Genomic DNA, 19907 nt, shown 5'->3' on the forward strand with positions numbered 1-19907 from the left:
CGCCCGTCAATGTCCAGCCGCAGCCGCCGGTCAACACGCAGCCGCCGGTCAACACGCAGCCGCCGGTCAACACGCAGCCGCCGGTCAACACGCAGCCGCCGGTCAACACGCAGCCGGCGCCGGTTACGCCTGGGCCGACGGTGGAGACGCACGCTGACCCGACGCCGCCCGCTCCGGCGGTTGATGTGCAGACGCCGACGCCGGCTCCGCATGTCGAGCAGACGGCGCCGCAGCCGGCGGTCGACGTGCGGCCCGAGGAGCCGAGTGTCCGGACCCCGGCGGTGGACGACGGTCCGCGGGAGTTCCAGGTCGAGCCACGGGACGACGGCTCCACCCGTACACCTGAATTGCAAAGCATGCAGCCGGCGCCGAAGCAGCAAGGCCTTGATCTTCTGTCGGCGCTGGACCCCAACTCGATGCACGGTTCGCCGAACGCCGACCCCCTGTCGGCGCTCGATCCAACCCCGACCGTCGACCTCCGGACCGCGGTGCCGCCGAGCACGCCGACGCCGTCGGTGGACCCGCGGGAGGCGGCCGAGGCGCGTCGGCTGAAGGATGACAACCGCTACGCGAACCACCAAGCTCGGCAGGGTTTCACCGACAAACACCGGCAGGAGCTCGCTCAGGACCTGCGGGATCAGTCGACGGCCAAGGAGCACGAGGCGGATGCGCTCCTGGACTCCATCACGGCTGCCGACCGGCGCGGCGACACGGCCGAGGCCGACCGGCTCGTTGCGGACCGTCAGCGGATCGCGCGGGAGGCCGACCAGCTTCACGAGCGAGCGATCGACATCCAGAACGATGGCAACCTCGGCGACGTCGAGCTCACCGGGGAGGATTGGGAGCGGGTCAACGAGGCCGACCACGCGAGCGACCTCGCGCCGGGCCCGGTGGAAACCGGCGACCGATCCGCGCTGACCGGCGACTACGGGCCACGCTCAAGCGACACGAGCCGTCCCTACAACCGGCGCGGTGGACTACGGCCGCCACTGCGGATCCACCAGGTGGAGCTGGAACGAGCGGTGCCGCGCGACCAGGACGGCAACCCGGTCCGGCACGCCGACCCACGCGACGGCGATTGGTTCGGCCTGCAGAACGACGGCGGCCCCGAGGCCGACCCGACCCGCTCGAACAACTGCGGCGACACGGTGCTGTCCTTCTACGACACTTGGATGCACGGCCGCCCACGGGTGTCCGCACCCCGCACGTTCGACGGCTTCCACAACGGCGACCCGACCCGCCCGATGGGCGCCGAGCGAGGCGTGACCGCGCGGACCGAGAGCACGACCGGCGGCCGGTTCGAGGGCCTGACCGACGTGAGCGCGACAACCGACCCACAGGACGCCCGCGACCAGGTGCGGCTGGCACAGAGCCGCCTGCACCACCACCTGCTGAGCCTGGGCGAGGGCTCGTTCGCCTTCATCACGACCCAGGACCACGCCGGGCGCACGCACGAGATCGCCGCAATCAACCAAAACGGCACGATCCTGTACGTCGACCCGCAGAACCGCACCATGAGCGACCGCCAGCCGATGGCCACCCACACCGGCAACGGCATCCCGTCCGACGTGGTGCGCATGGACGCCCTGACAATGGACGGCCAGGCCCGCCCCCGCCCCCTGTCGACGAGTGACGGCCCATTCATCAGCGCTGATCCCGCCGGAGACACGACGGCCGAGGCAACACCGCCTGGTGAGAGCGACGGACCCGTGCCGGCGGGACGACCCGATGAGCGAGGTCCGGGCGGGAATTTCCTGGGCGCTGATGGCGAGGAACTGACGCCGACACGGATCAGTCAATTGTCGAACGAGCAGACCGACACGGAAACCGTGCGCTTCGTCCCGGACGAAGCCCAGCGGGAGCGTCTGCACGACGCCATCGAGAGGCCCAAGACGCTGCTCAAATACCTATCTCGTGGAAGTACCCCGGATGGGCTTGAAGCGGGATACGCCGAGGTGCAGCAGACCGGGGTGCCACAAGGCTTCACACCGGAGGAGTTCGCGGAAATGTCCGCCGAGGTTCGCGGGAGGGCGGAGCGGTTTGGGTCGGACATTCGCGTGCAGGGCAGTCGCACGGTAGGTGCTGCGGTGGACGGTGGTGACATCGACATCGCGATTCTCGTGGACGATGCCGATTTCGACCGGATCGTGAGTGAGCAGTTCAAATCGCCGAATCCAGGATCGAGCAGAGAGCGGACGATGCAGCACGCGGTCGAGTCCGGCAAGATCCAGCGAGGTGAACTTGGACTGAGCACATTCGGGAAAGCGCTGCAGCGAAAGTACGGCTTCAAGGACAGCGACATTTCGGTTGTTCGGCGTGGCGGCCCGACCGATAACGGCCCTTGGGTCTCCCTGCGATAGAAAGGCGGCATGGTGCCGAACGACGATGTCGACCTGACCGAGATGGACTGCAAGGTGTTCGTAGACGGTGCGCCTGGCCGGAACGAGCTGAGCGAGTTGGTGGCGGCGGCGGTCGAGGGAACGGTCTCCGAGGACGGCGTCGTCGCGGACGGCCTCGAGATCTACGTGGACGACAACAGCGAGGCCGGCGACGAGGACAAGTCTGTGCGCAAGCGCGGTTTCCTGTTCTTCGGCAATGTGCTCGAGATCTATTTCGCCCCACGAGTAGACCTGGACGGGCGGGTCGGCGTCGTCACCGCGATCTTGGAGAATCTCTGGCGGCGTGAGCTTCCGGCCGTCGCGGCGTGTGACTACGAGGACCGGCTACCCCTCAGCGGGGGCGTCGCGGATGCGGCACCCTGGCCGTCGAGCTGGGCCGGTTGAGCCCAACCCCGCGGGTGGCGGTTCGTGACCCGCGCAAGTCGGGAGCCGACATGTCGAGTGAGTGGTTGTGGGAAGCTGACGAAGTTTCGGAATCGCTGGTTCTCGACTCTGGCGGAACGGTCGTGCGTAAGGCATTGTATCGCAGAGGCAAGCTGTTCCAGGCGCGATATTTCTCCGATGATCCTCCATCGCTTCTGGCTCGGCATGCGCGTGAATACCCCGGACTCGAGGCCGCCTTCATCAGCGAAGAGGATGCGCCGGCCGGTTTCCGGTGGAGGTTCATGGCTCGGTATGCCGCGGACGGCAGCTCGCTGGGGTTCATCACGCGCCTCATCGATCCGACCGGTTCAGAGCTCATGAGCCTGGAACACGGCGCGGCCGATGAGCTTGTCGTCATCTCGAAATTCTGGGATGAGTTGCCGGACCAGGACGGCATGCTGTTCGAGTATGGGTCAGACGGCCGGAACTACATGGTCGTTGACCTGGAAGACGGCGATACTCTGAAGTTCTCGGACGTGCTGGGCGCGTTGGCCGAGCCTGACTTCTATGCGGACGGCTTTGCGCTGCCGCCACAGTTGGCCGGCGCGTCGATCCCGTCCGCGCGTGACCACTTCCAGTCCTGAAGGCGACGATGGCGGCCGATCGCAATCCCTCCGAACTGGACCCGTCGGCCGAGGGAATCCGATACTCGCGAAGGCTTCCCGATCCGTCCGGCGCGCGGGTCGAGCAGTACGACTGTGGCGAATTGGTCGAGGTCGACTATTACGACGGCACCCTGGAATCGATAACCGCCGAGCATTCGCGTGACTATCCCGGAATCGGGTTTGCCGTCGTCCGCAAAGAGGATGCCCCGGCGGGGTTTCGCTGGGAATTCAGCGCCCGATACGCTGCAGACGGCGCCGTGCGCAGGCTCGGCGCCGAACTTGTCGACCCGGGCGACTCGGTGATCATGGGGCTCGAATACGGCCCGGCCGGTGAGCTTCTCGTTATCACGAAGTTCTGGGACGGATTGCCCGGCCAGGACAGCATTGCGTTCGAATATGGGCCGGACGGGCAGAACTACATCGTCGCTGCGCTGTCGGGCGGCGACACCTTGAAGTTCGCGGATGTGTTGGGTGCGTTGGCCGAGCCGGATTTCTACGCGGACGGGCTCGCGTTGCCGCCGCAGCTGGCCGGCATCTCGATTCCGTCCGTCCGCGACCGTTTCTAGAGGGCTCGCTCGTAGCAGACCGAGTGGCCGGAGCCGATGTAGCCGCCGTAGAGCGGGATCTGGTGGTAGCCCTCTCGTTCGTAGAAGCGCATGGCGTCGGGCTGGGCGGTGCCGGTCTCCAGGCGCAGGGTGGTCCAGCCTCGGGTGCGGGCCTGCTTCTCCAGCGTGCGCAGGATGGCGGTTGCCACGCCGGAGCCTCGGCTTGCCGGGGTTACGAACATGCGCTTGACCTCGGCGCTTGCCGGGTCGAGTTGGCGCAGGGCGCCGCAGCCCAGGGCTTGGCCGTCCGGGTCCAGCGCGATCAGGAACAGGTCGATGTTGTCGGCGGTGGGGGCGGCGCCGGGTTCGCGGTTGTCGCTGCCGTAGCGCTCGTCGAGCTCGATCCGTTGTGCCTCGCGCAGGGCGGCGCCGGCCGGGTCGTGCCAGTCGCGCTCCTCGATCACCCAGTTCATCGTGCGTACTTTAACGGCGGCAGCACCGGGAACGGGCCGCCGCCGACAAAGGCGAGGCATGGGCTACGCGAGTGAGCGGGCCACCTTCTCGAGGGCGTTGTACGACTCCTGCATGCCGCCCTCCATGCCGGACTCGATGATCGCGTCGCGGCCGGCCTTGTCCTTCATCTCGGTCAGGACCTCGATGTAGGTGCGGCCATCCTTTTCGGTCAGGGTGACGGTGACCAGGGCGGCATTTCCGTCCGGGTCGGGGATGCCCTCGAACGCCTCGGTGTTGACCAGGCGCTCGGGGGCGGTGATCTCGCGGAATTCGCCGTGGAAGGCGACCTCGAAGCCGCCGTTCGCGGTCATCACGTACCGCCAGTGGCCGCCGACCTGCAGGTCGACCTCGACGCTGGTGACCGCGCCGCGCTCGCCGGACCACCAGCGCTTGATGAGGTCGGGCTCGGTGTAGGCGCGCCAGATCAGGTGGCGGGGTGCGTCGAACTCACGGGTGATCAGGATCTGGGTGTCGGACGGGAGCGTGACCTTCGCCGGTGCCATCGGGTTCCTCCTCCTTGAGCTCTGCCAGGACGGTGTCCAGCAGGTCGAAACGGGCGGTCCAGTTCTGCTCGTATTTGCGGAGCCAGTCGTGGATCGAGCGGAGCGGTGCGGCGTTCACGCGGTAGAGCCGCTGGCGGCCCTCGTCGCGGACTCGCACCAGGTCGACCTCGCGCAGCACCCGCAGGTGTTTCGAGACCTGCGGCTGGGCGAGGCCGAGCATGGTGACCAGGTCGTTGACCGGGCGCTCGCCCTGGGCCAGCAGGTCGAGGATCTGCCGGCGCCGGGGCTCGGCCACCGCGTTGAACGCGTCTGTCGTAGTCGCCGCGCGTGCCATGGGGAGAATCGTATACCCATAACGGAATACGTCAAGACGCTTGGCATGCGCAGTCGGGGGCGACCGCACGATGGCGGGGAGAGGCGCCGCGTACTGGCAAAAGGGGTTTATGAATCTCCGGCGATGGCGTTCAGGGCCTTGGCCAGCTTCGGGAGGTCCAGGTCCGACAGGTGGTCGAAGATGTGGTGGCGGGCGCTGGCCAGGTGGGTGGGCCATGCCGCGCGGAGGCGGGCGAGACCTTTTTCGGACAGCACCGCGTTCCAGCCGCGGGCGTCCGAGTCGCACTTGGTGCGGGTGAGGTAACCCTGCCGCTCGAGTTTCGCCGCCAGGCGGGTCATGCCGCTCAGGGACATGTCGCAGGCCAGGGCCAGTTCGCTCATCCGCAGGTGGCCGAACCGCGACTCGGAAAGCTGGCGCAGCACGCTGTATTCGCTGGCCGTCATGCGCTGGTCACGTTCGAGGTCGGCGTTCAGGGCTCTCGGGAGCACGAGCATCAGCCGGCCCAGCGCGCGCATGACCGCTTCCTCCTCCACGGTGAGCGGCGTCGGCCCCGTCGGGGGTGTCGTGGCGGACATGCCATCGATCCTACGACCAGGGCGCATGGCAGCTTGCTTGACGAAGCACCGTTAATGAAGGGCCCGGGATGCTTGCCTTCCAAGCTACGCAATGCACAATGCTCTGGTGCAGAACCAGACAACTAGTGACTCATGGCAGAAAATGCTCGAAATGCCACGAAAGTCTTGGTGGGCCAGGCTGCCGTTCGGAGTACGGATGGCAGCCGGCGCCGGCGCGCTGCTGATCGTGGTCGGCGGCGGCGCCGCCGGCGTCGTCGTCCTCGCGAAGGGTGGCGATCACCAGCCACGGATCGTGACCGCGGTCGGGGAGGGGGAAGCCGCCGCCGGAGCCGTGCCGTCGATGGCGGGCGAACCCGTGGGGCCGCCCGCCTTTCCGGCGGGCGGGGCAGCGTCGGCCCGCGATGCGAAACCCGCCGACCGGACCGCCACCCGCGCACCGGCCGCAGGCCACCAGCCGGCCGTGACGGGCGGGCTGAACGGGCCGGCCGGACCGGGACGGCCAGGCCGGCCGGGTGCGATGGGTGGACTGGCCGGGCTGGGTGGCGGAGCGGCCCGACCGGCCGCGCCGGCTCCCGACTCAGCCACCACGACTGCCGCCGCGCCGCCGGCCGCGCCGGTCACCACCACCCGCACCGAGGTGGAGACGCGCGAGGTCCCGTTCGAGACACGGCTGGTTCGCGATCCCGACCTGCCGCCCGGCGTCAAACAGGTGGAGATCCCGGGTGTCCCCGGGGTGGAGACGCTGCGTTATCTCGTCACCGTCACCGACGGGCAGCCGGTCGGGCGGCAGTTGATCGACGCGACCGTGACGAAGCAGCCGCAGAACCAGATCGTGGCGTTCGGGACCCGGCGAGACCGTGACTCGCGCTGCGGGCCGGGGCTTCGCCTGTGCGTTCCGCTCGGCCGCGCGGAGGTGTGCCCCGATGATGGCAGCCGGACCGAGAGCGGTGGGTCGGTCGTGGATGTCGAGCTTTTCGGCGGCGTCGAGCAGCTGACCTGTTGAGCGGTAATGGGGAAGACTTGATCCCGTGGCGCTGAGCGATGAACGTCTGATCGAGCTGGCCCGCCGGGTGGCCGAGGTGCCCGGCGTGGTCGGCATCGTGCTCGGTGGCAGCCGGGCTCGCGGCGCCCACGCCGACGACTCCGACACCGACGTTGGCCTCTATTACCGGCGGCCGCTCGACGTCGACCGCCTCGACCGTCTGGCCAAGTCGGTGGCCGGTCCGTCCGCGGTGGTCACCGAGCCGGGCGGCTGGGGCCCGTGGGTCGACGGCGGCGGCTGGCTGAAGATCGACGACAGCCCGGTCGACTGGATCTACCGCGACCTCGATCGGGTCCTCGGCGTCTGGGCCGACGCCGAGCGGGGAAAATACGGCTTCCATCAGCAGACCGGGCATCCGCTCGGCTTTCCGGATTATGCGTACGCGGGGGAGCTGGCCCTGAGTCGGATCCTGGTGGACCGCACCGGCGAGCTGACCGCGCTGCGGGAGAAGCTCCTGGTCTTTCCGCCCAAGCTGTCCGAGGCGCTGGTGAACGGGCTCTGGGAGGCGGATTTCCTGGTCGCGCTGGCCCGCAAGGCGGTCTCCCGGCGCGACAGCGCCTATGTCGCGGGGTGCCTCTTCCGGCTGGTCGGAGTGTGTGCGCACGCCCTGCACGGAGCGACCGGCCGGTGGCTGATCAACGAGAAGGGCGCGGTGGCCGCGGCGGCCGCGCTGCCGGGGGCGCCGGAGCGGTTCCGGGCGCGGGTCGATGCGGCTTTCGCCGGCATAAAGGGCGATCCGATGCACCTGTCGGAGGCGATCGATATCGCCGCCGATCTTGTGCTGGAGACCGCCGACGCGTGCGCCACGATGATGCGGTGAGCCAGACTCAAGCGGGCAGCGGACGGCTCCGCTGCCCGCGCTGGTGCTCGATTACGACGCGTAATGCAGGATCACGTTGTGCACGTGCTGGGTCTTCTCCACGCCGCGGAATTCGACCTCGTGCTGGTGCGTGCCGACCGTGATCACGATGGTGCCGGAGGAGAAGAACTCGCCGGCCCAGCTCTTGTTGCTCACCACGCTCACGCTGCTCACCTTGCTGTACGGGATGCTGGTGATCGCGAAGCGCTTACCGACGAAGGACTTGTCCTGGATGATGACGCGCCGGTTGGTCAGCCCGATGAAGCCGGTGCCGGCCCCGATCGCGTCATAGACCGCGATGATCTGCTCGCCCTCGAGCAGACCGCTCTGGATCTGCTGAAGCTGACCCTTGTTGTCGAAGATGACGTCGCTCATGGCCCGAAGCGTATCTACGGGGTGGTACCGACGACCGTGCGGTAGAAATCTTCGATTCGTGCAGCCAGAGTGACCTCACCGTCCGTGATGGCCTCCCCATCGCGGTCGCCGAGGCAGATCTGAGTGTGACCGTCTAATCGCCGGATAATTGGGCGAATGCGTAGTGTGTCCGCGGCCACCTTGATTCGTTCCGTCAATGCGGCATGCTGACTTTCGTCGCATGCCAGCTCGCGCTTCAGCTGAACGCCGTCGCGCGTCCACCCGCTCAGCAGAGCGAGTGCGTCGGTCAGATAGTCGGACCGGTTTCCCCGTCGCCTTCTGGCCCGCATCGCCGCACCCCCTAGGCGTCGTTGCCGGCTTGTGGCCAAACTGTCGCCGTGTCGTCATGGTCGGTGCCCACAGTCTTGTCTTCCGGCGCAAACATGTCCACGCCCACATATCCGTGTTTGCGTGACGATCGGGACGGCTCGGGCAACCTGAACGGTGACTTTTTATGGGAAGCTTTGATCTCATGCCGGGGGAACAGCACGTCAGCGCCGTGCGGTCACGCAGAGTGATCGTTGCGGCTGCCATCATCACCGACCGTCGTGTGCTCGCGTGTGAGCGATCCGCACCTCCCGAAGTGGCCGGCCGCTGGGAGTTCCCGGGCGGCAAGGTCGAGCCGGGCGAGACCGACGAGCAGGCGCTGGCCCGCGAGTGCGTCGAGGAGCTGGGCGTCCGCGTCGAGGTCGGCGACCGCATCGGCCCCGACGTGCCGCTCGCACACGGCCGGGCGGTGCTGCGGGTCTTCGCCGTCACGCTGATCGGCGGCGATCAGCCGCGGGCGCTCGAGCACACCGCCATGCGCTGGCTGTCCGCGGACGAGCTGGACAGCGTGCCCTGGCTGCCCGCGGACAAACCGATCGTCGCCGAGCTTCCGGCGTTGTTGAAGCTATGAGTACGTCTTCCGCAGCTCCCGCTTGAGCACCTTCATGCTCGGCCCGAGCGGCAGCGACTCGACGAAGCGCACCTGGCGCGGGTATTTGTGCCTACCGAGCTTTTCCTTCGACCACTCGATGAGCTCCTCGGCCGTGACGCCGCCCGGATCGGGCACCACCACCGCGCAGATCTCCTCGCCGTGCACCGGGTCGGGCACACCGATCACCGCGACCTGCACGACGGCCGGGTGCCGGGCGAGCGCCTCCTCGACCTCACGCGGGTAGACGTTGAAGCCGCCCCGAATGACCAGGTCCTTCTTGCGGTCGATGATCGTGATGAAGCCGTCCGCGTCCTTGGTGCCCAGGTCGCCGGTGCGGAACCAGCCGTCGACCACGGCCTGCGCGGTGGCCTCGTCGTTGTTGAGGTAGCCGGCGAAGACGTTGTGCCCGCGGATCACGATCTCGCCGAGCTCGCCGTCGTCCATCAACTCGATCCGCTCGTCGATCTCCGGCCGGGCGATCTCCACCTCGACGCCCCAGATCGGGTGGCCCACGGTGCCGGCCTTGGTGCCGAACGCGGGCTGGTTGGTGGTCGCGGTCGGCGAGGTCTCGGACAGCCCGTACCCCTCGAAGATCTTGGCTTGAAAAACCTGATCAAACTTTTCGAGTACGGCGACCGGCAGTGACGCCCCACCCGAAACGCACAGCCGCAACGACGGCAGTCGATCAGCCTTCGGCGCCGCCTCCAGAAGCCCGATGTACATCGTCGGTACGCCGTGGAAAATGGTCACGTTTTCCTTGACCATCAGCTCAATCGCGGCCTCGCCGGAGAACCGGGCCTGGAGCACGAGGGTGCCGCCGAGCCGGAACGTCCCGTTCATCCCGACGGTCTGCCCGAACGTGTGGAACAGCGGCAGGCAGCCCATGACGACGTCGCCGGGGCGCAGGTCGTGGATGTCGAACACGTTCACCATCGTGTTCATCACCAGGTTGAGGTGCGTGAGCAGGGCGCCCTTGGGCTTGCCGGTGGTGCCGCTCGTATAGAAGACGACCGCGACGTCCTCGGCTTCGCGGCTGGCGTAGGTCCGCAGTGGAGGGACCGTGGCCGCCGCGTCCTCCAGGCGCTCGATCCCTGGAACGGCCGGGCCCACCGAGACGACCTTGGTGCCGGTCGCGGCCGCGGCCTCGCTCGCATTCCCGATTTGTGAGGAATGTGCGACCAAAAGCGACGCACCGCTGTCCTGCAGGACGTATGCGTTCTCCTGCGGGGTGAGGAGCAGGTGCATCGGGACGATCGTGGCGCCTACGGAGAGCACCGCGTAATAGACCCGGGGGAAGTCGGCGAGGTTGGGGACCTGGATGGCGACGGTGTCGCCGGCTTGCACACCGAGGGCCTTGAGTCCCGCAGCGTAAGCGAGGGTTTGAGACCACAAATCGCTATAGGTGATCCGCTCACCCGTGGCGCTGTCGATCACCGCCAGCTGAGAGGGATATTTCCGGGCCGCCTCGGCCAGGACGGTGGCCAGCGACAACTGTGTCATGGCTGAGTCACCTCCGGCATGCCCTCCTGGCCCTCGCCTTCGGCCTGGGCGTGCAACATGCGGAAGTGCCGCTCGGTGCAGTCTGTCATGCCAGGTGCCCTCCGATCTTCGTGTAACCACGGAGCAGGTCGCGAGAGATGATCAGCCGCTGCATCTCGTCGGTGCCCTCGTAGATCCGCATCAGCCGAACCTGCCTGTACCAGCGCTCGATCGGGAGTTCGCGGGTGTAACCCATGCCGCCGTGGATCTGCATGACCCGGTCGACGACGCGGTTGACCATCCCGGCGCCGTACAGCTTGGCCATGGATGAAGAGTGCCTCGGGTCCCAGCCCTGGTCAACGGTCCAGGCGGCGCGCAGGATCAACCACCGGGCGGCCTCGATCTCCACTTCGGAGTCGGCGAGCATCCACTGGATGGCCTGGTTCGTGCCAATTGCCGCGCCGAATGTCTCGCGTGTCTTCGCGTACTCCAGCGCCATGCCCAGGGCCCGCTCGGCAATGCCCAGAGCGTTGGACGGAATGAGGTAACGGCCCTTGCCGATCCATTTCATGCCCAGCTCGAAGCCTTGGCCGATCTCACCGAGGATGTTGCGGTGCGGCACCCGGACATCTTCGAAGATCAGCGAGGCCGGCCCGCCCTCGCCCATGGTCTGGATGAACTCCGAGCGCCAGCCCATCGACTTGTCGACGAGGAAGGCGGTGGCGCCGCCCTGGCTGGCCTTTTTTGACGGGTCCGTGACCGCCACGACGATGGTGAAATCGGCGTCGTTGCCGTTCGTGATGAACGTCTTCTCGCCGTTCAGGACCCAGTCGTCGCCGTCGCGCACGGCTCGCAGTTTGATGTTTGCCGCGTCCGAGCCGGCGCCCGGCTCGGTGATCGCGAAGCAGGAGATCCGCTCACCCTCGATGGTGGGCAGAAGGAACTCCTTCTTCTGGTCCTCATTGGCGAAGTACAGAATGTTGTCGGCCTCGCCGCCGAACTTGAACTGCACGAAGGTGCGGCCCACCTCGGTCCAGATCAGCGACTGGAGGACGGCCGGCAGGTTCATCCCGCCGAACTCCTCCGGTGTGCTCAGGCCCCAGAAGCCGAACTTCTTGGCCTTCTGCTGGAGCTCGCGCAACTCGCTGAGCTCCAGGCCGGGCTGGTGGCGGCGCTCGCGGAGCAGGGCTTCCTGCTCCAGCGGCATGACCTCTTTGGTGATGAACTGACGAGCAGTGTCGCGAATCGCACGTTCCTCGTCGGTGAGCGAGAAGTCCATGTGCTTAAACTAGCGGCGTAAGTTTTACTTGGGAAGGTGCAGCGATGGCGCGACCGAAACAAGCGTTGCTGACCCGCGAGCGGATCGTCGCGGCGGCCGGCGCGCTGGTCGATGCCGAAGGGCTGGAGGCGCTGAGCGTGCGCCGGCTCGCCGCCGAGCTGGGCGTGCAGGGGCCGTCGCTCTACAACCACTTCCCGACGAAGGCCGAGATCGTCGACGCGGTCGCCGATGATGTCGTGTCGCGGGTGGATTTGTCGGTTTTCCGGGAGCGGGAGTGGCCCGACGCGCTGCGTGGCTGGGCGCGTGCTTACCACTCGGTGCTGCTGGAACACCCCAACATCGTGCCGGTGCTCGCCCAGGGCCCCGGCCGCCGTCCGGCCGGTCTCGCCATGGCCGAAGCCGTCTTCGGCGCCCTGGTCGACGCGGGCTGGCCACCGGCCCGCGCGACCCACATCGGTGCGCTGATGCGCTACTTGATCACCGGCTCGGCGCTAGGTTCATTCGCATTGGGCTTCGACATCGATCCGGAGCTGTACGACCGTTATCCGCACCTGCACAACGCGCCGCGACTGGCGGCGCACCAACGGGCCGTCGACGAAGGCGCCTTCGAACTCGGCCTCGACCTGCTCATCAACGGCCTGCTCAGCCAAAACGAGGGGACTCATCGGTGACTTCACTCGACCGTCCGCACCTGTTCATCGGTGGCTCCTGGGTGCCGCCGTCTTCCGGCTCTTCTCTCGAGGTCGAAAACCCGGCAACGGAAGAGACCATCGCGCACGTTCCGGCCGGCACGGCCGAGGACGTCGACCGCGCGGTCTCGGCGGCGCGGGCGGCCTTCGACGGCTGGGCGGGTCTTCCGATGGCGGCGCGCGGCGAGGTTCTGGATCGGCTGCACACGGCGCTGGCCGCCCGGGCGGGCGACATCGCCGAAACCGTGGGGCTAGAGCTGGGCACGCCGCTCAAGGTCGCGAAAATGGTCCAGGCCGGACTTCCGCTCACGGTGCTTCGGGGGTACGCCGATGCAGCCGTACGCCCCACGCCGGAGGAGACGATCGGCAACTCCCTGATCGTCCACGAGGCGGTCGGGGTGGTCGGCGCGATCACGCCGTGGAACTACCCGCTGCACCAGGTGGTGGCGAAGGTGGCGGCGGCGATGGCGGCCGGCTGCACGGTGGTGCTCAAGCCGAGCGAGCTGACCCCGCTCGTCGCCTACCTGCTGTTCGACGCGGCCGAGGAGGCCGGCGTCCCGGCCGGCGTGCTCAACCTGGTCACCGGCACCGGCGCGGAGGTCGGTGCGGCCATCGCCGGCCACCCCGGCGTCGACATGGTGTCGTTCACCGGCTCCACCGCGACCGGCAAGGCCATCACCCGCGCGGCCGCCGACCGGATCGCGAAGGTCGCGCTGGAACTGGGCGGCAAGTCGGCCAACATCGTTTTGGAAGATGCCGACGTGGTCAAGGCGGTCAAGGTCGGGGTCGGCAACGCCTTCCTCAACTCCGGGCAGACCTGCACGGCCTGGACCCGGATGCTGGTGCACCGGTCGCACTACGACGAGGCGGTCGCGCTGGCCGCGAAGACCGCCGCCGGCTACACCGTGGGCGACCCCTTCGACGAGGGAACACGGCTCGGTCCGCTGGTCTCCGGCGCGCAGCGCGATCGCGTGCGGGGATTTATTTCGCGGGCGTCCGCACGGCTGGTGGCCGGCGGCCTGGAAGCTCCGGTCCCCTCCCGCGGTCACTTCGTGGCGCCCACTGTCTTCGCCGACGTGGACCCAGCTTCGGAGCTGGCGCAGGAAGAAATCTTCGGCCCGGTCCTGTCGATCATTCCGTTCGGCGATGATGACGAGGCGGTGACGATCGCCAACAACTCGCGGTACGGCCTGGCCGGCGGCGTCTGGGGCTCGCCCGACCGCGCCCTGGCGGTGGCCCGCCGGATGCGGACCGGTGCGGTCGACGTCAACGGTGGCGCCTTCAACCCGTTCGCCCCGTTCGGCGGATACAAGCAGTCCGGTGTCGGGCGCGAGCTGGGTGTGTACGGTCTGGCCGAGTTCCAGCAGACGAAGGCGATTCAGCGATGAGCTCCTACTTCAACGGCGTTGTCGTCCGCTCGGCCGGCGCCCGCCCGGCGGTGGAGGAGTTGCGGCTCCCCGAGATCGGGCCCGGCCAGGTGCGGGTGCGCATTCACGCGGCCGGCGTCTGCCATTCCGACCTGTCCATGTCGAACGGCACGGTCCGCTCGCCGTACCCCCTGGTGGTGGGTCACGAAGCCGCCGGCGAGGTGGTCGAGGCGGGCGAGCACGTGACCCGGGCGGCCGTCGGCGATCACGTGGTCCTCAACTGGCAGCCCCCGTGCCGCGAGTGCTGGTTCTGCGACAACGGCGAGCCGTGGCTGTGCGCGACGTCGTCCGGCGTGGCCGCCCTGGAGAACGGCGTCACCCTCGACGACGCCCCCGTGCACGTCTCCCTGGGCCTGGGCGCGTTCGCCGACTACGTGGTCGCGCCGGCCAACGCGGTCATCCGGGTCCCGTCGGAACTGCCGTACGAGAAGGCCGCCCTGCTCGGCTGCGGCGTACTCACCGGAACGGGTGCCGTCCGAAACACCGCCCGGGTCGCCCCGGGCGAATCGGTGGTCGTGATCGGTCTCGGCGGCGTGGGCCTCTCGGTCGTCGCCGCCGCCCGCGCCGCCGGCGCATCAGCCGTGATCGCCGTGGACGTGTCCGAGGCCAAGCAGGGTCTGGCCGAGGCGGCCGGCGCGACCGATTTCGTGGTCTCGTCCGAGGCGCTGTCCAAGGAGATCCGGGTCCGCACCTCGGGCCGCGGCGCCGACCACGCCATCGAGTGCGTCGGCCGCGCCACCACGATCCGCGCGGCCTGGCGAGCCACCCGCCGCGGCGGCAAGGTCACGGTGGTCGGCATGGGCAGCAACGACGACCTGGTGCAACTGTCCGCCCTGGACATCTTCTCGTCGTCGCGCACCCTGCGCTCCTCGGTCTACGGCGCCGCCGACTTCGACACCGAGGTCCCACGCTTGGCCGCCGACGTGCTCGCCGGCACCCTGTCGATCGACCACCTGATCTCCGACCGCATCACCCTGGCCGACGTCCCCGACGCCTTCGACCGCATGGCCCGCGGCGAGGGCGCCCGCTCGGTGGTCCACCTCTGATGCGCCCGGCACCGGGCGAGGTGCTGCACTTCTCCGAAGACCCGACGATCAAGCTCTTCAGACCACACGTCGCGCCAACGGCTTCAGAGACGACGGCGTACGTGTGGGCAGTCGACGCCCGAAACGCCCCGAGCTACTGGTTCCCACGCCAGTGCCCGCGCGCGATGGCCTGGCTGCGGGATTCCACCACCCCCGCCGACCGGGACCGCATCATCGGTCCCGGCGGCGGCACCCGGGTCCACGCCATCGAGTACGCCTGGTGGGACGCACTACGCACGACCACGGTGTACGCCTACCGCTTCGACGCGACCCCGTTCAAGCCGATCGCGTCCCCCGACGCCGAGCCGCACGCGATGGTGGCCACCGAGCCGATCACCCCGCTGGCCACCCCGGAACCGATCGGCAACCTGATCGACTGCCACGAAGCAGCCGGCATCCAACTGCGCCTGCTGCCCAACCTGTGGCCTTTTTGGAACGCCGTAGTCAAGAGCACCGTCGGCCACAGCGGCATCCGCCTCCGCAACGCGCGGCCTCGGCCTCGGGGTTCAGGCTGACGCCAGTAGCGACGTGATGGTGCGGGCCATGGTGGCGCGGGCGGTGGACACCGACAGGCCCATCACCTCGCGCCATGTTGCCCAGGTCGACCACATGCTTACCGCGGTCAGGGCGTTCAGCAGCTCGTCGTTGCCGTTGACCTCGGACGCGAAGACGGTGGCCATTTCCTCGCGTACGCGGATCATGTGCAGTTTTCGGTATTTCTGCAGGGCTTCCGAGAAGGGTTCCTTCACCGCGGAGGCCTTGGCCGTCGGGCCGATCTGTTCGAGCAGGCGGGCCCGCTGTTTGCAGAAGGCCTCGACCCGCTCCGGCAACGGCAGCTTTGCCGAGATCGGGCGGTGGGAGGCGTCGCGCAATTCCAGGACGCGCTGCCCGCTTTCGGCGAACAGCGCCTCCATGTCGGCGAAATGGCTCCACAGCGCGCGCAGCGAGACCCCGGCCTGCTTGGCGATTCGGTCAGCCGTGGGGCGTAGGTCGCCCTCGCGGATGAGCTGCAGGTGGGCGTCGACGATCGCGTTGCGCGTTCGTTCGGAACGGGCGGTGCGGCCGTCGACTCGCGGCGGTGGGGTGGCGGATTGGGTCACTTTTCGCTCCGGTAGCGGTTCAACTCCCGTCGGGCCAGGGAGCGTTTGTGCACCTCGTCCGGGCCGTCGGCGAGGCGCAGGGTGCGGGCCCCGGCCCACAGCGCGGCCAGCGGGGTGTCCTGGCCGACGCCGGCGGCGCCGTGGGCCTGGATCGCCTTGTCGACAACCCATTCGGTCATCGAGGGAACAATAATCTTGATGGACTGGATCTCGGTGTGCGCACCCTTGTTGCCGACCGTGTCCATCAGCCAGGCGGCCTTGAGCACGAGCAGCCGGGCCTGTTCGATGCGTACCCGGGACTCGGCGATCCAGTCCTGCACCACGCCCTGCTCGGCCAGCGGTTTGCCGAACGGGGTGCGGGCCAGCGCCCGCGTGCACATGAGTTCCAGGGCTCGCTCGGCCATGCCGATCAGGCGCATGCAGTGGTGGATCCGGCCGGGACCGAGGCGCGCCTGCGAGATGGCGAAACCGCTGCCCTCCTCGCCGATCAAATTCGAGGCAGGTACGCGTACGTCATCGAAGAAGACCTCGGCGTGCCCGCCGTGATCGCCGTCGGTGTAACCGAAAACCCGCATGCCGCGCTCGACGCGCAGGCCCGGCGTGTCGCGCGGGACCAGGATCATGCTCTGCTGCACGTGGCGGGCGGCGGTGGGGTCGGTCTTGCCCATCACGATGAAGATCTGGCAGTTCGGGTTCATCGCGCCGGAGATGTAGAACTTGTGGCCGTTGATGACGTAATCGTCGCCGTCGCGGGTGATCCGGGTGCCGATGTTGGTGGCATCGGAGGAGGCCACGCCCGGCTCGGTCATCGCGAAGGCCGACCTGATCTGACCGTCCAGCAGCGGTCGCAGCCACTGGTCCTGTTGCGCGGAAGTGCCGAATTCGTTCAGCACTTCCATGTTCCCGGTGTCGGGCGCGGCGCAGTTCAAGGCGGCCGGCGCCAGCGACGGGCTGCGCCCGGTGATCTCGGCCAGCGGCGCGTACTGAAGATTGGTCAGCCCAGCGCCGGCAGCGCCGGGCAGGAACAGGTTCCACAGGCCCGCATTTTTGGCAAAAGCCTGCAACGAGGGAAGGGCCGACGGGGGCGACCAGCCGTCGTGCGAGGCGAGCGACGGCTCCGCCGGGTAGACGTGCTCGTCCATGAAGGCGAGCAACCGCTTCTGGTAGTCCGAAGTCTTGGCGTCGAACTCGAAGTCCATCAGTTTCCCTCCAGCGCCTCGTGGCCGCGCATCACCAGCGGGCCAACCAGGTTGCCGATCGAATCGAAACCGTCACCGACCGTTTGTCCCTGAACGTATCGGTAGTGCACGCCCTCGAGGATCACCGCGAGCTTGAATGCGGCGAACGCCACGTACCAGTGCAGGTCGCTCACATCGCGCCCGCTGCGCTCCGCGTAACGGGTGGCCATCTCGCGCAGCGCGGGGTGTCCGGGCACCTGCAGGGGTACGGTGGCCCGCCCGTCACTGACCTGCAGCGGGAGTCCCGCGTAGACGAGCATGAGGGCCACGTCGCTGAGCGGGTCGCCGAGGGTCGACATCTCCCAGTCGAGCACCGCTCGCACGTCGAGCTGCTCCCCGATGAGCACGTTGTCGAGCCGGAAGTCGCCATGCACAACGGTGCCGGGTCCACCGGCCGGGATGTCCACGGCCAGGCGCGCGTGCAGCTCGTTGATACCGGGAACCTCCCGGCTGTGGGAGGCGTCGAGCTGCTTCTTCCAGCGTGAGACCTGCCGCTGGTTGAAGCCCTCCGCCCGCCCGAAGTCGGCGAGCCCGATCGCCGCGGGGTCGAGTGAGTGCAGGTCGCCGAGGGTGTCCACGAGCGACATGATCAGCCCGTGCAATCCGGAAGCGCCGATAGCCGACAAATCGGTTTCGTCGCGGTAAATCCTGCCGTCGACGTGCTCCATCAGGTAGAACGGCGCGCCGATCACCGACGTGTCAGTGCACAGCAGCACCGGCCGCGGCGCCGGGAAGCCGGCCTTCGACAACGCCTCCAGCACGCGATGCTCGCGAACCATGTCGTGCGCGGTCGGCAGGACGTGCCCGAGCGGCGGCCGCCGCAACACCCAGCGCTGCGATCCGTCGGTGACTGCATAGGTGAGATTGGAGCGCCCGCCGGCGAACATCGTCCCGGTCAATTCCCGCGAAGAACCGAGAAACTTCTGCAGTTGTACGAGGTCAAGGCCCTTCACTTGGCGCCTCCCTCGTACCCACGCTGCAGTTTGTTCATCCCGCCGAGCCACCGGTCGGTGTCGGCCGCCCGCAACTTGTAGTAATCAGCCACCTCGGGGTGTGGCAGGACCAGGAAGCTCTCGCCCTCGAGTGCCTTGGCCGCGACCTCGGCCACCTCGGCCGGTTCGAGCGCGCCGTCGGCCAGCAGCGCCGCGCTCGCGCTGCCACTGTCGTTGCCCCTGGTCAGCATGTCGGTGCGCACACCCTGCGGGCACAGCGCTTGCACGATCAAACCCCGATGGGCGTACGTCGCCCGCAGCCACTCGGCGTAGGCCAGGGCGCCGTGCTTCGTCACGGCGTAGGACGCGCTGCCGAGGATGGAGAGCAGCCCGGCCGCACTGACCGTCATCAGCAGCCGGTGCGGACCGTTGTCGAGCCACCGGGGGAGCAGGTGCCGGGTGACGTAGACGTGCGACATGACGTTGACGTTCCAGGAGCGGGCCCAGTCCGCGTCCGCGGTGTTCTCGTCGCCGGCCGCGAGCACCCCGGCGTTGGAGCAGAACAGGTCGATGTCACCGAGCTCGGCGAACGCCAGCTCGACCAGGCGGCGGGTGTCGTCCTCGTTGGCGGCGTCGGCCGGGATGGGCAGGCCACCGATCTCGCTCGCGACGGCCTCGGCGGCGGCCGCGTCGAGGTCACTGACGACCACCTCGGCGCCGTCGGCCGCGAACCGGCGGGCCAGGGCCGCGCCGATCCCGCCGCCGGCGCCGGTGACCACGACCCGCCTCAATGCACCGCTCCGGTGAGCAGCAGCCCGCCGTCGATCACGACGGTCTGGCCGGTGATCCAGGCGGCGTCCGGCCCGCAGAGGAACGCGACCGTGCCGGCCACATCCTCCGGCACGCCGAGGCGCTGAAGAGGGTAGGCGGCCGACACCTCCTCCTCGCGGCCCTCGTAGAGAGCCGACGCGAACTTGGTCTTGACCACGGCCGGGGCGACCGCGTTGACCCGCACCTTCGGCGCCAGCTCGACGGCCAGCTCCTCGGTGAGGTGGATCAGCGCGGCCTTGGTGACGCCGTAAAAAGCAATGCCAGGCGCCGGCCGTACGCCGGAGACCGACGAGATGTTGACGATCGAACCGCCCTCGGCCAGCCCGCCGCGCAGGGCTTCCTGCACCCAGCCGAGCGTGCCGAGGACGTTCACGTCGATCATCTTGCGGGCGGCGCCGAGGTCGAGCGAGCCGAGCGGACCGTACGCCGGGTTGATCCCGATGTTGTTGACCAGCGTGGTGATCGGGCCGAACTGGCCGAGCACGGTGTCGATCACCTCGGCGCGGTGGTCGGCATCGTCGCCCTTGCCGGGGATGCCGATCGCGACCTCGGGGCCGCCGAGGTCCTTGGCCGCCTGGTCGAGGGCCTCCGCGTTGCGCCCGGTGATCGCCACCCGGTAGCCCTCGGCCACGAAGCGTTGTGCGATGGCGAAGCCGATTCCCCTGCTGGCCCCGGTCACGATCGCCACTTGGTCCGCCATCGCCGCTCCTCTGTTA

General features: G+C 68.4%; 24 protein-coding genes. 11 read left to right on the plus strand and 13 right to left on the minus strand.

Annotation, left to right across the window (positions count from 1 at the left end; translation table 11 throughout):
* The 4 genes from AB0E90_RS11535 to AB0E90_RS11550 all read left to right on the plus strand — a co-directional run.
* A partial coding sequence (locus AB0E90_RS11535; RefSeq protein ID WP_360402831.1) for a toxin glutamine deamidase domain-containing protein occupies positions 1–2360 on the plus strand: 2360 nt, incomplete at its 5' end.
* 9 nt (positions 2361–2369) lie between these two features.
* Positions 2370–2783 carry a hypothetical protein gene (locus AB0E90_RS11540; RefSeq protein WP_360402833.1) on the plus strand — a complete coding sequence of 138 codons (414 nt, stop codon included), beginning with the start codon at positions 2370–2372 and terminating at the stop codon, positions 2781–2783.
* 50 nt (positions 2784–2833) lie between these two features.
* Entirely contained in the window at positions 2834–3406 is a 573-nt protein-coding gene (locus AB0E90_RS11545; RefSeq protein WP_360402835.1) for a hypothetical protein, read from the plus strand.
* An 8-nt stretch (positions 3407–3414) separates the two neighbouring features.
* On the plus strand, positions 3415–3993 hold the full coding sequence (locus AB0E90_RS11550) for a hypothetical protein (RefSeq protein WP_360402837.1): 579 nt from the start codon (positions 3415–3417) through the stop codon (positions 3991–3993).
* On the opposite strand, the gene AB0E90_RS11555 is transcribed toward AB0E90_RS11550, so the two are convergent.
* From AB0E90_RS11555 to AB0E90_RS11570, 4 genes are all read right to left on the minus strand, one after another.
* Positions 3990–4445 carry a GNAT family N-acetyltransferase gene (locus AB0E90_RS11555; RefSeq protein WP_360402839.1) on the minus strand — a complete coding sequence of 152 codons (456 nt, stop codon included), beginning with the start codon at positions 4443–4445 and terminating at the stop codon, positions 3990–3992. The genes AB0E90_RS11550 and AB0E90_RS11555 overlap by 4 nt on opposite strands.
* A gap of 63 nt (positions 4446–4508) precedes the next feature.
* Positions 4509–4988, minus strand: a complete 480-nt coding sequence (locus AB0E90_RS11560; RefSeq protein WP_360402841.1) for an SRPBCC family protein — start codon at positions 4986–4988, stop codon at positions 4509–4511.
* Complete coding sequence (locus tag AB0E90_RS11565) at positions 4933–5322, minus strand: metalloregulator ArsR/SmtB family transcription factor (protein ID WP_360402843.1); 390 nt, start codon at positions 5320–5322, stop codon at positions 4933–4935. The genes AB0E90_RS11560 and AB0E90_RS11565 overlap by 56 nt, the downstream gene beginning before the upstream one ends.
* Positions 5323–5429: 107 nt before the next feature.
* Positions 5430–5897: a MarR family transcriptional regulator gene (locus AB0E90_RS11570; protein WP_360402845.1), complete on the minus strand. Its 468-nt coding sequence runs from the start codon at positions 5895–5897 to the stop codon at positions 5430–5432.
* A gap of 196 nt (positions 5898–6093) precedes the next feature.
* On the opposite strand from AB0E90_RS11570, the gene AB0E90_RS11575 reads away from it, so the two are divergent.
* Positions 6094–6900 (plus strand): G5 domain-containing protein, encoded by an 807-nt coding sequence (locus AB0E90_RS11575; protein ID WP_360402847.1) that lies wholly within the window; start codon positions 6094–6096, stop codon positions 6898–6900.
* A 25-nt stretch (positions 6901–6925) separates the two neighbouring features.
* Positions 6926–7759, plus strand: a complete 834-nt coding sequence (locus AB0E90_RS11580) for a nucleotidyltransferase domain-containing protein (RefSeq protein WP_360402849.1) — start codon at positions 6926–6928, stop codon at positions 7757–7759.
* A 51-nt stretch (positions 7760–7810) separates the two neighbouring features.
* Here the strand turns inward: AB0E90_RS11580 and AB0E90_RS11585 are convergent, their stop codons facing one another.
* Positions 7811–8173, minus strand: a complete 363-nt coding sequence (locus AB0E90_RS11585; protein WP_360402851.1) for a PH domain-containing protein — start codon at positions 8171–8173, stop codon at positions 7811–7813.
* 14 nt (positions 8174–8187) lie between these two features.
* Entirely contained in the window at positions 8188–8502 is a 315-nt protein-coding gene (locus AB0E90_RS11590; RefSeq protein WP_360402853.1) for a pterin dehydratase, read from the minus strand.
* A gap of 224 nt (positions 8503–8726) precedes the next feature.
* Here AB0E90_RS11590 and AB0E90_RS11595 point away from each other — a divergent pair, with 224 nt between their 5' ends.
* Positions 8727–9110 (plus strand): (deoxy)nucleoside triphosphate pyrophosphohydrolase, encoded by a 384-nt coding sequence (locus AB0E90_RS11595; protein ID WP_360403332.1) that lies wholly within the window; start codon positions 8727–8729, stop codon positions 9108–9110.
* Here AB0E90_RS11595 and AB0E90_RS11600 read toward each other — a convergent pair.
* Positions 9105–10631: a long-chain fatty acid--CoA ligase gene (locus tag AB0E90_RS11600; protein ID WP_360402855.1), complete on the minus strand. Its 1527-nt coding sequence runs from the start codon at positions 10629–10631 to the stop codon at positions 9105–9107. The genes AB0E90_RS11595 and AB0E90_RS11600 overlap by 6 nt on opposite strands.
* Before the next feature lie 85 nt (positions 10632–10716).
* Positions 10717–11889, minus strand: coding sequence for an acyl-CoA dehydrogenase family protein (locus AB0E90_RS11605; RefSeq protein ID WP_360402857.1), 1173 nt, complete (start codon positions 11887–11889; stop codon positions 10717–10719).
* 44 nt (positions 11890–11933) lie between these two features.
* On the opposite strand from AB0E90_RS11605, the gene AB0E90_RS11610 reads away from it, so the two are divergent.
* From AB0E90_RS11610 to AB0E90_RS11625, 4 genes are read left to right on the plus strand one after another with little or no spacing between them, the layout of a single operon-like run.
* On the plus strand, positions 11934–12560 hold the full coding sequence (locus AB0E90_RS11610) for a TetR family transcriptional regulator (protein ID WP_360402859.1): 627 nt from the start codon (positions 11934–11936) through the stop codon (positions 12558–12560).
* Positions 12557–13966 (plus strand): aldehyde dehydrogenase family protein, encoded by a 1410-nt coding sequence (locus tag AB0E90_RS11615; RefSeq protein ID WP_360402861.1) that lies wholly within the window; start codon positions 12557–12559, stop codon positions 13964–13966. The genes AB0E90_RS11610 and AB0E90_RS11615 overlap by 4 nt, the downstream gene beginning before the upstream one ends.
* Positions 13963–15051 (plus strand): alcohol dehydrogenase catalytic domain-containing protein, encoded by a 1089-nt coding sequence (locus AB0E90_RS11620; protein WP_360402863.1) that lies wholly within the window; start codon positions 13963–13965, stop codon positions 15049–15051. Before AB0E90_RS11615 ends, AB0E90_RS11620 begins: the two co-directional genes overlap by 4 nt.
* Positions 15051–15605, plus strand: coding sequence for a DUF6886 family protein (locus tag AB0E90_RS11625; protein ID WP_360402865.1), 555 nt, complete (start codon positions 15051–15053; stop codon positions 15603–15605). Before AB0E90_RS11620 ends, AB0E90_RS11625 begins: the two co-directional genes overlap by 1 nt.
* On the opposite strand, the gene AB0E90_RS11630 is transcribed toward AB0E90_RS11625, so the two are convergent.
* The 5 genes from AB0E90_RS11630 to AB0E90_RS11650 are packed head-to-tail and all read right to left on the minus strand — an operon-like array spanning position 15597 to position 19891.
* Complete coding sequence (locus AB0E90_RS11630) at positions 15597–16190, minus strand: TetR/AcrR family transcriptional regulator (protein ID WP_360402867.1); 594 nt, start codon at positions 16188–16190, stop codon at positions 15597–15599. The genes AB0E90_RS11625 and AB0E90_RS11630 overlap by 9 nt on opposite strands.
* Complete coding sequence (locus tag AB0E90_RS11635) at positions 16187–17389, minus strand: acyl-CoA dehydrogenase family protein (protein WP_360402869.1); 1203 nt, start codon at positions 17387–17389, stop codon at positions 16187–16189. The genes AB0E90_RS11630 and AB0E90_RS11635 overlap by 4 nt, the downstream gene beginning before the upstream one ends.
* The gene (locus tag AB0E90_RS11640; protein WP_360402871.1) at positions 17389–18381 is read right to left on the minus strand and encodes a phosphotransferase family protein; all 993 of its coding nucleotides are present in this window, start codon (positions 18379–18381) and stop codon (positions 17389–17391) included. Before AB0E90_RS11640 ends, AB0E90_RS11635 begins: the two co-directional genes overlap by 1 nt.
* The gene (locus tag AB0E90_RS11645; RefSeq protein ID WP_360402873.1) at positions 18378–19151 is read right to left on the minus strand and encodes an SDR family oxidoreductase; all 774 of its coding nucleotides are present in this window, start codon (positions 19149–19151) and stop codon (positions 18378–18380) included. The genes AB0E90_RS11640 and AB0E90_RS11645 overlap by 4 nt, the downstream gene beginning before the upstream one ends.
* Positions 19148–19891, minus strand: coding sequence for an SDR family oxidoreductase (locus AB0E90_RS11650; RefSeq protein WP_360402875.1), 744 nt, complete (start codon positions 19889–19891; stop codon positions 19148–19150). Before AB0E90_RS11650 ends, AB0E90_RS11645 begins: the two co-directional genes overlap by 4 nt.
* Positions 19892–19907: the final 16 nt, after the last annotated feature.

Source organism: Actinoplanes sp. NPDC026619 (assembly GCF_040638295.1).
In the GTDB taxonomy this organism is placed as follows: domain Bacteria; phylum Actinomycetota; class Actinomycetes; order Mycobacteriales; family Micromonosporaceae; genus Actinoplanes.

Coding starts and splice junctions, on each gene's coding strand:
- AB0E90_RS11565 (WP_360402843.1), bottom strand. CDS start 5,322: ATGGCACGCGCGGCGACTACGACAGACGCGTTCAACGCGGTGGCCGAG.
- AB0E90_RS11635 (WP_360402869.1), bottom strand. CDS start 17,389: ATGGACTTCGAGTTCGACGCCAAGACTTCGGACTACCAGAAGCGGTTG.
- AB0E90_RS11555 (WP_360402839.1), bottom strand. CDS start 4,445: ATGAACTGGGTGATCGAGGAGCGCGACTGGCACGACCCGGCCGGCGCC.
- AB0E90_RS11610 (WP_360402859.1), top strand. CDS start 11,934: ATGGCGCGACCGAAACAAGCGTTGCTGACCCGCGAGCGGATCGTCGCG.
- AB0E90_RS11545 (WP_360402835.1), top strand. CDS start 2,834: ATGTCGAGTGAGTGGTTGTGGGAAGCTGACGAAGTTTCGGAATCGCTG.
- AB0E90_RS11590 (WP_360402853.1), bottom strand. CDS start 8,502: ATGCGGGCCAGAAGGCGACGGGGAAACCGGTCCGACTATCTGACCGAC.
- AB0E90_RS11600 (WP_360402855.1), bottom strand. CDS start 10,631: ATGACACAGTTGTCGCTGGCCACCGTCCTGGCCGAGGCGGCCCGGAAA.
- AB0E90_RS11625 (WP_360402865.1), top strand. CDS start 15,051: ATGCGCCCGGCACCGGGCGAGGTGCTGCACTTCTCCGAAGACCCGACG.
- AB0E90_RS11605 (WP_360402857.1), bottom strand. CDS start 11,889: ATGGACTTCTCGCTCACCGACGAGGAACGTGCGATTCGCGACACTGCT.
- AB0E90_RS11540 (WP_360402833.1), top strand. CDS start 2,370: ATGGTGCCGAACGACGATGTCGACCTGACCGAGATGGACTGCAAGGTG.
- AB0E90_RS11620 (WP_360402863.1), top strand. CDS start 13,963: ATGAGCTCCTACTTCAACGGCGTTGTCGTCCGCTCGGCCGGCGCCCGC.
- AB0E90_RS11570 (WP_360402845.1), bottom strand. CDS start 5,897: ATGTCCGCCACGACACCCCCGACGGGGCCGACGCCGCTCACCGTGGAG.
- AB0E90_RS11550 (WP_360402837.1), top strand. CDS start 3,415: ATGGCGGCCGATCGCAATCCCTCCGAACTGGACCCGTCGGCCGAGGGA.
- AB0E90_RS11585 (WP_360402851.1), bottom strand. CDS start 8,173: ATGAGCGACGTCATCTTCGACAACAAGGGTCAGCTTCAGCAGATCCAG.
- AB0E90_RS11560 (WP_360402841.1), bottom strand. CDS start 4,988: ATGGCACCGGCGAAGGTCACGCTCCCGTCCGACACCCAGATCCTGATC.
- AB0E90_RS11650 (WP_360402875.1), bottom strand. CDS start 19,891: ATGGCGGACCAAGTGGCGATCGTGACCGGGGCCAGCAGGGGAATCGGC.
- AB0E90_RS11575 (WP_360402847.1), top strand. CDS start 6,094: ATGGCAGCCGGCGCCGGCGCGCTGCTGATCGTGGTCGGCGGCGGCGCC.